This window comes from Pseudomonas sp. KU26590 (genome assembly GCF_026153515.1).
Lineage (GTDB): Bacteria > Pseudomonadota > Gammaproteobacteria > Pseudomonadales > Pseudomonadaceae > Aquipseudomonas.
On the sequence record NZ_CP110644.1, the window covers coordinates 3,292,942 to 3,304,231 of the forward strand.

The following is an 11,290-nucleotide window of genomic DNA, read 5'->3' on the forward strand; positions in this document are numbered from 1 at the left end:
GCCACCGGTCACCAGCAGCGGTTTTCGAGCGCTCTAACCGCAGCCGCACCAAACCCCGAATCTATCGCTTACTTCAACGCCTTCAAACGCCCGCTCGCCCTTTGCACCGCCGCCATTTTTTCAGGGCGCTTCATGCGCTTCCACTTTCTGATGTCGTCCTTGGTCCGCCCACAACTCACACACAGATCACCCCTGAGCTGGCACACAGCGATGCACGGATTTTCGATTTCTTTGGCCATCGTCAGTCACCCTTAACCAGTCGCTTTTGCCAGTTGCCACCCTGAGCGCGCTGGCATTCTTCCTCAGAGTCGAAGCGGACATTGCGATCCGAGAGCTTCAGATCCATGCAGGCTTCCTTCAGCGCGGTGGCCGTCAGCTCAAAAATGCGAGCCTTCGCTTCAACCTGAGCGAGCTGTTTGTCCGACAGCGTTTCGAAGACCCAGATCACCTTCAGGGTTTCAGATAACGCGTCAAGGTCAGCCATGTGGGTCAGCCAAGTGAAGCCGTTGATTTCACCTTTAGCTGTTTCGCACGCTTCGGTCAGCGTGGCGATTAACCGACGTTCGATTCGCGCCAGTTCACGTTTGCCGGGTGGCATCGCAGTTTCCTTTGGAGTAGGGGCAGAGGTGCTGATCAGGCCGGTCGAAACTCGACCGTCAGGTGCCTGATTTCATGGACCGGCTGGAGACGTTCACGGATGGTGTCGGCGTTCGCAGTGGCTGCGCCAACGACGCTGACGATGGCCGCATGGGCTTGGGGCCCGATCCGCCAGACGTGCAGGTCGGTGATGGTGGCATCCCCCGGCTCTTCAACGAATTGGCGGATCTCCTCGGCAACGTGGGCGTCAGTCTGATCAAGCAATACGCCTGCGGTCACCCGCATCAAGGTCCATGCCCACCGCGCGATAACGAGGGCGCCAACGATGCCCATGGCCGGGTCCAGCCATACCCAACCCAGGTAGCGACCGGCGAGCAGTGCAGCGATGGCCAGCACCGACGTCAGCGCGTCTGCGAGGACATGGACATAGGCCGATTTCAAATTGTTGTCGTTGCCATGATGAGCATGGCTATGGGCGTGATCATCAGGGTGGTGGTCATGATCGTGTCCATGGCTGTGCCCGTGGCCCAGCAACAGGGCGCTGACGATGTTGACGATCAACCCGGCAATCGCGATGAGGGTAGCGGTGCCGAACTGAACGTCCGTTGGCTGCAAGAGGCGCATGACGGACTCCACGCCGATTCCCAGGGAAACCATGCCGAGAATCAGCGCCGACGCGAACCCGCCCAGATCGCCGACCTTTCCTGTGCCGAAGCTGTAACGCTGGCTGGACGCGTTGCGCTTGGCGTATCCATAGGCGGCCGCCGCGATGCCCAATGCACCAGCATGAGTGGCCATGTGAAAACCATCGGCCAGTAACGCCATCGAGCCGGTGACATACCCGGCGGTGATTTCACCGACCATCATCACGACGGTTAACGCCACAACCCAAAGCGTACGTTTGGCATTCTCATCGTGGGCTGAGCCGAGGAACACGTGGTCGTGGGCGTAGTTGATGCTGCTGTTCATGAGTGAGTGCCGTGATGTGTTCACTTGGAATAACGACGTATGGCTTCAAGAAGCTCTTCGACGCCTTTGTTACGCTCGGCTTCGCTGAGACCAGGATCCGCAACATGCGCGCGGGCGTGGTCTTCAATGATTTCCTCCATCAAGCCGTTGATGGCCCCGCGCGTGGCGGCAACAAGGTGCAGCGTCTTGGCGCAGTCGAGATCCGACTCCAATGCCCGCTCCACAGCCTGGAGTTGTCCGGCAATGCGTTTTACGCGCTTGAGAAGATCGTTTTTGTTGGCGGCGATATGGCCCATCGGATACACCCCTGGCTAGACGGAATGCAGGATAGGGGTACCCCTATACCTATGCAAGGGCAGACTTACCAATGGATCAACAATGCTCGACAGGGGAAGCGTGATTTTCAAATACGAAGAGGTGAGGGACGACCTGGAGCGCCTGCGTCTGGCCGGCATGGCGCCTGACATGCAAAACGCCGTCATACCCGGTGTAGTCCCGCCAGATCCGGATTGGGCAATCGCCTGAAGAGGGGATCTGTCAGGCGATGCGCAGATGGTTTTCCACGTTCCTGACACCCGGTACAGACCAGGCGGCCTGTTCGACCGTTTTACGTTCAAGCCATCTGCCAACAGTCCCCTCAAGCCTGACCTGGTCGCCGTCGGCGGAGACGTGGATCTTGCTCGGATCGAGGTCCGCGCTTCGCGTCAGCGCTTCGTCAATCAGCTTCTTGATGTCCCGGACGCTCGCCTTGGGCTTTATAACCAGCAGGTTGTTCAGGCCCACTACGCCGTCCAGTTTCTGGATGGCGTTCTGCGCGGCTTGTTTCTCATACTGCCATTCAACGTCCCCCTCGAGCGTGACCCAGCCCTGCTGGACGTTGATCATGATCTGATCGCCGGGGACGGCGGTGCTCCAGCGAATCAGGTCCAGACAGCGCGAGGCAATCATCCCGTCATCAATGGCTGACATGCCGGTCAGCCGCACTTCGATTTCGTCGGCGATGGCGCGAACGCCTTTCACCTGTTTAACGGCCCGTTGCGCCGCAATCTTCTGGGCGTAGGTCTTCACATGACCGCTCAGGACAACGACGCCGTCCTCTATGGCAACGCCAATGGCGGCGGCGTCGATGTGGGGTAGAAACTCAAGCTCATCCAGGATGTTCCTGCGCAACGTCAAATCACTCATGGTCAATCCTCTCGGGTTGCTGACAAAACGCGCGAGGCGACTTCGCCCGGCGCGACGATGTCATCATTAAGAACCCGCTGGAAAATCAGCCATTGAGATTTGTCAGTGAAAGACGTTTCTGGAAAGCATGGAGTTTTACCCTGCGCGCCGCGGGTGGGCAGCATCTGTCATGAGTGCGAAGCGCTTAATGCATCCGTAAAAGCGCTTGCTCCAGTCGCAGCTCACTGTTCTTCCTCAGAACCCCCTGCCAGCGACAAAAACGGTTGTGACTCTTTTGAAATTTGTGTGTAATCCGCGCACTTCTTCAGGGATGAAGGCCGATCAACGATTCCATCGTGCTAACTCATCCCTGCATATCTCTCCTTCACTCCAGAGGACTGTGCGATGGGTTTGGCAAAAAGAGCCACTGCTGCGTTGCTCGTTTTGAGCATTGGTTTTTCATCCGGTTGCGCCACGTCGGGTACCGACTGGGCTAACAAGGAAAACATTGGCACCGTACTCGGCGGCGCCGCTGGCGTACTGATCGGCAGCCGCATTGGCGCGGGAGGCGGGCGAACCGCAGCGATGTTGATCGGCGGAATGGCCGGCGCCTTGCTGGGCAAAACCATCGGCGCGAAGATGGATGAAAGCGATCGTCTGGCCCTCGCTGCACAAACCCAGCAAGTCCTCAATAGAAACCAGGACGGCCAGGCCACCAGTTGGCAGTCCAACCACAGCGGCAGCAGCGCGCAAATCACCCCTGTGAGTACCGAAACCCAATCTCGGCAGGTCGCGGTGAAGCGCCTGCCTAAGATTCAGCCCGTCACCGACATGACCGTGCTCAATAAACCCTACCGGACCATCAAGTCGGCCAACCTGCGCAGTGCCCCTGACACCACTGCCGAAAAAGTGGGTGGGTTACCGCCGAGTTCGACGTTCACAGCCTTGGGCCGCACCCACAATGACTGGATCATGGTCGGCCGCCGCGGCGTCACCGTAGGCTATGTGTATGCCCCGCTGGTGGAAGCCGTGGCGCCCAAAGTCATAGCGGTTGCCAGCAGTACTGCCACACAAGCTTCCGCCGACACCGCCACTGACCTGGACAACCTCGACACGGCCAGCGCCGCCAAACAAGGCGTGGACCTTGACGCCATCGACGCCAAGCCGGTGGAAGACAAACTGACCGCACAAACCACCTGCCGCACCATCACCTACGACGTGAAAGCCAAGGACAGTCAGGCCGAGAAGCAGACCGTCAAGGCCTGCCAGGCGGGTGACGGCGCCTGGGAACTGATTTGATGAACAGCGTAAGCAAACTGTTGCCACTGACCCTGTTGGCGCTGGCCGTGTGCCCGAATGCCCATGCTGCTGCCTACCGGCTGGCCTTTTCCAAAGGCGAGAACGTCGAGGTATTCGTGGACCATGCCGACAATCAGCCGTGGTGCACGAACCCGCTGGCGCTGCGTTTTGCCTTCGCAGGCAAGCCGGACAACGATGGGGTGGCGCGCCTGCTGCCCAAACTCGGCGGCCTGCTTGCCAGCCAGTGCCCGAGTGCTGCCACGGTGACCTGGAAAAGCTACAACGCCCAAGGCCAGATCGTTGCCATCGGGGTGGCTGCCAAGGCGGAGGAATGGTCCAGCCATGTCGTCGTGGCTGATATGCTGGCCGTGCCGGCAGCCAAGGTGGCCGCTTCGCCTGTCTCCGAGCCAAGCCCGGCGTCCGTGCCGCCCGTTCCTGCACCCGTTGCAGCTGCGGCCCCAGTCCCGCCGCCTGCTCCTGCGCCGGTTGCGGCTGCAGATCCAGTGCCACCACCTGCTCCTGCACCCGCTGTGGCCGCAGATCCAGTACCTGCTCCTGCTCCTGCTCCTGCTCCTGCACCCAGTCCTGCAGTTCCACAACCGGCTGAATCGGAACCGGCTCCGCAGTCCCCTGCGCCCAAAACGATTACACATGCGACGCCGGCTTTTGCGGTATCCGGCTGGACGCCGCCGGCAGAGGCCGACGCGATCAAGGCCGCCACTTTTTTCCTGGAACTCAAAGATCAGAACGGGTGCCTGTTTCGTACCACCTACAAGCCAGACGGTGACACCCGCTTCGTGAGTGCAAAATCCACCGGTGTCACCTGCGGTTCCGATGGCTACGCTGCAGGGGAGGGGGCAGTGGTGGTGCTACGGGCAGACGGGGTGAAGCTGAAGGAATATGAAGGCAGTTTTCATCAAGGCATCCCGTTCAACAAACAAGCGCCGCAGCTTCCTATCGTAGGCTTTGATAACCAGAAAAACGCCCTGATGCTGCTCACCAGTGACCCGGCCAGTGGCATACATTATCTGCTGCGAGCGTCTTACAGCTGGAGTGGCTATTGGGACACACGCAGTCCGGCGCTGGTAGCTGTGACCGAAAACCAGGAGCTTTTCCGCCAGCTTGAAACCATTAAAACCACGGTATTCACCGCTCTGAGTGCTCTGGACCAAGCCCAGCCAAAAACCCCGAACGTCAGCTTCATTGCCGTTCGAGATGTACCACAGGGCCTGTTGAAGAATGACCGCGACAGCTGGCTGTATGAATCCAGCATCAACCGGAACTGGAGCACCAAAAGCTGGCAGTTCAACCCGCAAAACGCCAACAACTACCTGTTTATGCATGAAGCGCAGGTCGCCGAGCAAAAGCGTGCTGCCGACCGTCAGCGCCAGTACGAAGAACAGAGAAAACTTGAGCAGGCCGGCTACCAGGCTCAGACCCAGCTCCAGCAGTTTGCCCAACTGAAAACCGAAAGCAGCGACGCTAAATATATCCAGTCTCGACTGCTCACCGACGTCAGCTATGCACCCACTTCCGGAGGAGGCTATGCGCGGCTGGTGGCCGGCGGCAAAGCCGCTTACAGCCAGATCGTGCACATCGTCGGCAAGACGGATGGACGCTGGGAAACCGATTATCCCTATGAGTCGCAACTGAACATTGTCAGCCCCAACCTGAAGCCTGAGAAGGGCTGGTTCCTGGCCAAAGGCGAGGTCACCGTGGATCCGGTCAAGCGAGACAGCGAAGACCTGCCGCTGACCCTTGTAGCGGTCAATTACCTGCAAGCCTGCACCGAAGACGGCTGCACGGATTTGCGTGATCCACTGAAAATCATGCGCATGCAGTTGGGTGACGACAGCTGGACGCCCGACGCGGCGCGCCAGGTATTCAAACAGGCCTGGCCTGACCGGAACATTCAGGGGGATGTGCAATGATCCAGAAAAAACTGCTTGTCCCTGCTGCGGCTGTGGCGATACTCGCTGCGGGCTACTTTGGCTTGTGTGCCTATGCCAGCAAGCAGGCACAGAACCGCCTGGATGACTTCGTGTATGACAACCATCTCAGCGGCACAGTCAGCTGGGCCTCGGTCAGCTCCTCGCCATTTGGCGGCAAGGTCGTGATCAAGGGTGTGGAGTTTGGAGAGGGGAAAGCAGGCGGTCTGCGTGCCGATAAAGTCATCGTGACCGACTTGATCAACAATGACAGCCGCTCCCGTGTGCGCATCGAAGCCAGCGGCATACAGGCGTCCAACAGCTCGCTGCAAAGCCTGCAGGACCTGGGCGCAATGGCCGGCTTGACAGGGATGGGCGGTGGCTCAAGGGGCATGAATAATTTTGGCCCGTTATTAAGCAGCGGTCGCAACGAGCTCAAACCATTCGACCTCATGCTGTTTCTGGACCTGAATGACGACGCCACCCGCGCCACGGGTGAGACCCTTTTGGACATGCCAGACCTGTTCACCTTTAGCGCCAGCTATCGCATGGATAACGTCAAGGACCTTCACCGTACGATCAACGACTTGCAGCGCGGCGGTGAAATGGCCGTCTATGGGTTGCTCGGCGGTGCAGCACAAGGCATGCAAGCTGCATTCGCTCGAGCCGAGTTGAGCGAATTGAACGTCAGTTTCAAGGACAAGGGCATGGTCAAACGTAGCGCATTGCTCGAACAACGCTACGCCACGCCCTTGGACCCGACTGCCGGCAGCGCCGACAAACAGCGCCAGGCCTGGTTCGAAAAGAGCCTGGGTAGCTGGCAGAAAAACTGTGAAAGCGGAATGCGCGCAAAGGCCCCGATGCTCAGCGATGGCTGCGAGCTGATGGTTAAGCTGTTCAAAGGCAAAAACGACGGTATCCAACTGAGCATCGACCCCAAAGACCCGGTCCGGGTCATGGACCTGATGAGCCTGTTCGGCGGCAGCAATAGCAGGCAGCTGATGGAACGGTTGAATCCGGAGGTGAGCTCATTGTAGGTTCGGCGGGACTGACACTATTTTATTTAGTCAGGATGAGCAGGCGTACTCCGCCCACTTCCCGAAACTTGTTAAAAACTTGGGTGCCGGGCCAAATGGGACAGCAAACAGAAGAGCTGATCGACGTACTTGAGCAACTGATCGAGCTACTTGAAAGCGACGGAGATATGCATTGGAGCCGGTGGATGCGGAAGGCACGAGCCATGCTCATCGACTCCGATTATTCCGGGATTGCCTACCTGCGGTCGGCCTATGGAGGCATGGGTTCGTTCAACGATCTGATGCTTGGACAGAATGTTGCCGGGGTTGGTTATTCCTGGACACCACGGCATGTGGAGATGAACGATAAACTTGAAGCGTTGCGCAACAGAGCGGCCCAGCTCGCCATTGAAATAAAGCGGTCTTTGTAGAGTCTGTTGGCAACCGTTCGACTGGGGCGAGATCAGCCTATTCGTCCCTTTTGAGTAACCGGCGCAGCATCGTTATTGCTGCTGTGGCCAACACCAGAATCATGAAAACGGTCCCGGCGACGTTCCAGCCAAAGCGGGTAGGTTCGACATCGGAGAAGATAATGTCTTTGATACGGTGGCCTTTGGGCCCTGTGAACGCCACGATTTGCCCGCTCATTAACGCCAGGTAGAGCTCGACACTCGCGCCGCAGGCGCCCACGAAACTGAATATCCCCAACAGCGCGGCATAAAAAGGCTGGCGACTTTTAGGTATCTGGTCGAATAAAGACCTGCGTGGGATGGGGGGCTTGGGGGAGACTCGGCGTTTGTGGTTTATCACTGTGGCTGCTCCGTATAATCAATCTTCACATCGTCTGGTATCTGATTCAGGATCAGGATCAGGCGCTGGCTCTGCTTTCATCATGAGTCATCGCCAGCCGGTGCCGGTTTGATCGCGGGACCGGCTGTTGAAACTATCTGACATCTCTCGCTAAGGATGTGGCGTTGAACAACTTGTTTTTGATTGGCTGTGTGATCTCGCTCACCGGGTGCGTGGGTCATTATCAGCAGCCCGCAGCGGACGCGCCCCGTGCGACTCTTGAAGCCCAAAAGGGTGATAACAATCTCATCGATGGCGGAGCCCAGTCATATTGGGCTTTTTATGACGCGCATTGCCAGGACACTGGTCAAACTGGAGCCCTTGGTACGGTGTCGCCATCCTCACCTGGAAAAAATCGATTTTTTATCCAGACCAATCGACGGATTTACCTAACCGCCCTTAGCGCTGGCGTCATTGAGCGCGAGAGCTTTGCAAAACCGATGATTCGTAGGAGTTGTCTGAGCGTCAGCAGCTTCGTCCCTGAAACTGGCGCGACGTACCAAGTCACTCATACTGCTCCTGCATGGGGTTGCTCAGTGGAGATTATCAATCTCCAGACCGGCCAAGCTCCATCGACACTGATTGTCGAACCGGTCACGAAAGAATGTGGGCTGTAAATGGTGCGTCGGGAACATATCCCGTGGGCTGTCCAGCAGATCCTGGTCGCACACCCACGCTCAGAGCGTGAGCCCTGCGTGTCTCCTATTTGACGAACCTCAGTTACACGAACCCAATCTTTACTTCCAGCGTGTGCTCTCTTGCCACAGCCTGGTCAGGCGTCATTTTCGTCTCTTTAAACTTTGCTTAAAAAAGCGCGGCGTCAGCTAATAGCCACTGCCGTCCGCCTGACGCCGAAGTCCAGGCATCAGCCAGTGACCGCCATACCCTCGCTGTGAGTGGATGTCGTCGGTGGAGACATGGATTCTTCTCCGGTCCAGCCGTGAATGGTGCAATTCAGTCACCCTAAACTTTGCAGCGTGCTCCCTGGACGACTTCCCGGCTAAAACCGGTCCTACCTCGCGCCGCGTGTCGGCTGCATCGGACTAAGTCTGTCGACAGGTCACTGGCGCAACGCACGGCGAGCATAGCGGCGCACATCGTCCAGCGCCGGCACAACGGCCAGCGCGCCAAGCACCAGCGAGAGCGGCACGGTCGCGATGTACCCGACGTGTTTAAACCCGTACGCACCGGCCACCCCACCGGCGAAAAAGCTCAAGGCCAGTACGGTCAATATCTTCAAGCGCGCGCGATTGGCCAGCACACGCGGCTGCCCGGGCGGTGTGGCGCCATTCCAGTAAAAGAATTTGCCGAGTTCAATGCCGATGTCAGTGACGATGCCGGTGATATGGGTGGTTCTGATTTCGGCCTTGGAGACCTTGGTGATGAGGGCGTTTTGCAGGCCCATGATGAAGCACAGCAGCATCACGGTGAGCGACACGATCACGCCGTCCAGCGCCGACAGCCTGGCGCCCAGCAAGCCGAAGCAGATCAGCAAAAATGCTTCCAACAGCAGCGGCAGCGCGAATGCACTGTGCAGGCGTTTGCGCCGGGAGTAATTGACCATGATGGCCGAGCAGGCGGCACCTGCCATGAAGGAGAGCAGGGCGCTGCCGCCGCGCAACGCTAGGTCGTACGCTCCCAGCACCGCGTTGTCGGCCATTGACGAGACGATGCCGGTCATGTGCGACGTGTACTGCTGAACCGCCAGAAAGCCTCCGGCGTTGATGGCCCCAGCCACAAAAGCCAGGGCGAAGCCAAGCTGCCGGTTCGCGGCGGGGGTGCGTCTTCTGCCGGTCAGGCTGCGGATGTATCTGATTGCCATCAAAGGGGCCCGTGCCTGCTGGTTTACCTGACGCCGTACTCATCCGACCTGTGCAATGACCGCCTCGATTCGCCAGTACGCAACCCGCCCGTAGTGTGCGTACAGGGCTTCTTCGCGTTCACGGTTCAACTGCTGCGTGGATTCGTAATGAGGGGATGCCCTGACGGCGGCCTGTTCGAGGTCTACCGCGACAATCTTGTCCTGCCACGACACCTCGTCGATCCACTCTGGCGCGATCAGCACCTTGTGTCCATGCCACCAATGGCTGGTATTGACCACCAGGTACTGAATCGCCCAAGTGTCTTCGTTGATCAGCACGTCATCGACGTGGCCGATTTCACCGTCTGTGGCTTTGATGTGACAGCCGATCAATGCACGGCAGCTGCGCAAGCTCTGATCATCGGTTGGCTCCTGGGTCGGTGGCGCAATCGCCCAGCTTTCGATCGACGGCTGATCTTGAGCAGCGGCCACGGCGCGCCGCTCATGTTCGGAATCCAGAACATCCCTGACCTCTTGCTTGTCGACATGGATCGGCAACCTGCGTGAGACCCAATCCGGCAGTCCGGTGGAGAACGGCGAGATCAGTACCTGACCGCCGAACAGCCAGGATCCGGTCTCGACCACCAGGTACCTGATGACCCAGGCTTCGTTGTCGAAATAGAAATCGTCCACGTCGCCGATATCACCGTCAATGGCGGCGAGGGTGAAACCTTCAAGGTCTCGCATGCTGCGTAACATAGGGCTGTCCTTTGTTGTGCCGGTCGAGTATTCGGCACAGGGGAAGGGTGCAAGCCAGCCACTCGAAATGGCCACGGACACTCTGCGCGGTGCTGCGCGGCGCGTCTGTTCGTCAGCGCACGTTGCCAGGGTGAGCCGGCGGTGCAGGCCGCACAGGCGTGCCAGCCACTGATGACTCGTGGCGACGGGTATAGCTCAGCAAGCGGTCGGACTCGGCCTTGACCACCGAATAACATTCGCAGCTCAACCGTTCCAGACGCGGGCGATCCAGGACCTTGATCTGGCCACGGCTGTATTCGATCACGCCCTGGCGCTGCAGCTTGCCCGCCGCTTCGGTGACACCTTCTCGGCGCACGCCCAGCATATTGGCCATGAGTTCCTGGGTCATGGTCAGTTGATTGCCTTGCAGCCGGTCCAGCGACAACAGCAACCAGCGGCACAACTGCTGATCGATCGAATGATGGCGATTGCACAAGCCGGTCTGTGACATTTGCGCAATCAAGGCCTGGGTGTAGCGCAGCATGAGCAGCAACAAATCGCCGTGGCGATCGAACTCTTCCTTGAGCCTATGGCCGGCCAGGCGGAAGGCGCCCCCGGCACTCTGCACCACCGCGCGACTGGACGTGCTCTCGCCACCCATGAACACCGCGATGCCGACAAGCCCCTCGTTGCCCACCACGGCGATCTCTGCCGAGGACCCGCTTTCAGTGACCTGCAGCAAGGACACGATCGAGTCGGTAGGGAAGTACACCTGACGCAGAGTGTCCCCGGGCTCATACAGCACCTCGCCCAATACCAGGTCCACCCACTCCATGTGCGGGGCCAGGCGCAAGAGTTCTTCCTCGGCGAGCGCAGCAAGCAGGTGATTGTCGACGGGCTGCGGCGCGGTGCACATGGTGGAACTCCAG

General features: G+C 58.9%; 15 protein-coding genes. 6 read left to right on the forward strand and 9 right to left on the reverse strand.

Annotated elements, in window-relative coordinates; translation table 11 throughout:
* Positions 1–68: 68 nt before the first annotated feature.
* From OKW98_RS14295 to OKW98_RS14310, 4 genes are read right to left on the reverse strand one after another with little or no spacing between them, the layout of a single operon-like run.
* Positions 69–239: a DUF1289 domain-containing protein gene (locus OKW98_RS14295; protein WP_265385328.1), complete on the reverse strand. Its 171-nt coding sequence runs from the start codon at positions 237–239 to the stop codon at positions 69–71.
* A gap of 2 nt (positions 240–241) precedes the next feature.
* On the reverse strand, positions 242–598 hold the full coding sequence (locus tag OKW98_RS14300; RefSeq protein ID WP_265385329.1) for a hypothetical protein: 357 nt from the start codon (positions 596–598) through the stop codon (positions 242–244).
* 35 nt (positions 599–633) lie between these two features.
* Positions 634–1,566, reverse strand: a complete 933-nt coding sequence (gene dmeF, locus OKW98_RS14305) for a CDF family Co(II)/Ni(II) efflux transporter DmeF (RefSeq protein ID WP_265385330.1) — start codon at positions 1,564–1,566, stop codon at positions 634–636.
* 20 nt (positions 1,567–1,586) lie between these two features.
* Positions 1,587–1,862: a metal/formaldehyde-sensitive transcriptional repressor gene (locus OKW98_RS14310; RefSeq protein WP_265385331.1), complete on the reverse strand. Its 276-nt coding sequence runs from the start codon at positions 1,860–1,862 to the stop codon at positions 1,587–1,589.
* 82 nt (positions 1,863–1,944) lie between these two features.
* Between OKW98_RS14310 and OKW98_RS14315 the strand changes: the two genes are divergently transcribed.
* The gene (locus OKW98_RS14315; RefSeq protein WP_265385332.1) at positions 1,945–2,091 is read left to right on the forward strand and encodes a hypothetical protein; all 147 of its coding nucleotides are present in this window, start codon (positions 1,945–1,947) and stop codon (positions 2,089–2,091) included.
* 12 nt (positions 2,092–2,103) lie between these two features.
* On the opposite strand, the gene OKW98_RS14320 is transcribed toward OKW98_RS14315, so the two are convergent.
* Positions 2,104–2,751, reverse strand: coding sequence for a BON domain-containing protein (locus OKW98_RS14320; protein ID WP_265385333.1), 648 nt, complete (start codon positions 2,749–2,751; stop codon positions 2,104–2,106).
* 384 nt (positions 2,752–3,135) lie between these two features.
* On the opposite strand from OKW98_RS14320, the gene OKW98_RS14325 reads away from it, so the two are divergent.
* The 4 genes from OKW98_RS14325 to OKW98_RS14340 all read left to right on the forward strand — a co-directional run bounded on the left by OKW98_RS14325 (position 3,136) and on the right by OKW98_RS14340 (position 7,404).
* A complete protein-coding gene (locus tag OKW98_RS14325) occupies positions 3,136–4,029 on the forward strand; it encodes an SH3 domain-containing protein (RefSeq protein WP_265385334.1) in 894 nt (297 codons plus the stop codon).
* Positions 4,029–5,960 (forward strand): hypothetical protein, encoded by a 1,932-nt coding sequence (locus OKW98_RS14330; RefSeq protein WP_265385335.1) that lies wholly within the window; start codon positions 4,029–4,031, stop codon positions 5,958–5,960. Before OKW98_RS14325 ends, OKW98_RS14330 begins: the two co-directional genes overlap by 1 nt.
* Entirely contained in the window at positions 5,957–6,994 is a 1,038-nt protein-coding gene (locus OKW98_RS14335; RefSeq protein WP_265385336.1) for a hypothetical protein, read from the forward strand. The genes OKW98_RS14330 and OKW98_RS14335 overlap by 4 nt, the downstream gene beginning before the upstream one ends.
* A 95-nt stretch (positions 6,995–7,089) precedes the next feature.
* Entirely contained in the window at positions 7,090–7,404 is a 315-nt protein-coding gene (locus tag OKW98_RS14340; protein ID WP_265385337.1) for a DUF6966 domain-containing protein, read from the forward strand.
* Positions 7,405–7,441: 37 nt separating this feature from the next.
* On the opposite strand, the gene OKW98_RS14345 is transcribed toward OKW98_RS14340, so the two are convergent.
* Positions 7,442–7,783, reverse strand: a complete 342-nt coding sequence (locus OKW98_RS14345) for a hypothetical protein (RefSeq protein WP_265385338.1) — start codon at positions 7,781–7,783, stop codon at positions 7,442–7,444.
* A gap of 158 nt (positions 7,784–7,941) precedes the next feature.
* On the opposite strand from OKW98_RS14345, the gene OKW98_RS14350 reads away from it, so the two are divergent.
* Positions 7,942–8,439, forward strand: coding sequence for a hypothetical protein (locus OKW98_RS14350; RefSeq protein WP_265385339.1), 498 nt, complete (start codon positions 7,942–7,944; stop codon positions 8,437–8,439).
* A gap of 443 nt (positions 8,440–8,882) precedes the next feature.
* Here the strand turns inward: OKW98_RS14350 and OKW98_RS14355 are convergent, their stop codons facing one another.
* From OKW98_RS14355 to OKW98_RS14365, 3 genes are all read right to left on the reverse strand, one after another.
* Complete coding sequence (locus OKW98_RS14355; protein ID WP_322114146.1) at positions 8,883–9,644, reverse strand: YoaK family protein; 762 nt, start codon at positions 9,642–9,644, stop codon at positions 8,883–8,885.
* 39 nt (positions 9,645–9,683) lie between these two features.
* Positions 9,684–10,382 (reverse strand): PRC-barrel domain-containing protein, encoded by a 699-nt coding sequence (locus tag OKW98_RS14360; protein ID WP_265385340.1) that lies wholly within the window; start codon positions 10,380–10,382, stop codon positions 9,684–9,686.
* 112 nt (positions 10,383–10,494) lie between these two features.
* On the reverse strand, positions 10,495–11,277 hold the full coding sequence (locus OKW98_RS14365) for a Crp/Fnr family transcriptional regulator (RefSeq protein ID WP_265385341.1): 783 nt from the start codon (positions 11,275–11,277) through the stop codon (positions 10,495–10,497).
* Positions 11,278–11,290: the final 13 nt, after the last annotated feature.